The sequence below is a fragment of the Massilia genomosp. 1 genome, from assembly GCF_011682185.1.
In the GTDB taxonomy this organism is placed as follows: domain Bacteria; phylum Pseudomonadota; class Gammaproteobacteria; order Burkholderiales; family Burkholderiaceae_D; genus Telluria_A; species Telluria_A rubra.
This window is the reverse complement of sequence record NZ_WHJF01000568.1, coordinates 1-265: the sequence shown is the minus strand read 5'-3', so window position 1 is coordinate 265 and position 265 is coordinate 1. Positions and strand designations below refer to the sequence as shown.

Below are 265 nucleotides of genomic sequence, written 5' to 3'. Positions count from 1 at the left end.
CAAGGCGGCGATGGGAACGCCACAATCGGCAGTGTCAATATGCAGCTTGTACCCGTTCCAGCTGGTCTTGTAACCCTGCGCGTTGCACTTGGTGCCGCGGTCGCAGATCGTTGGCAATTCGGCGAGCATGTCGGGCAAGGTCTGGCCGCGCTGGCGCCGGATCGGCGAGCCAGCAGCTGGTGCCGCTTGCTTGACCGGGCGCTTACCCTTGCGCCTGCCCTGCTTGCGCGGTGCCGCGCTGGCCGCCGCTGCAGGCCGCTCGCGG

At 67.9% G+C, this 265-nt stretch carries 1 pseudogene; it reads right to left on the bottom strand.

What is annotated here, in order from left to right:
• A pseudogene (locus F1735_RS37190) lies at nt 1-265 on the bottom strand (IS5/IS1182 family transposase); the annotation flags it as partial.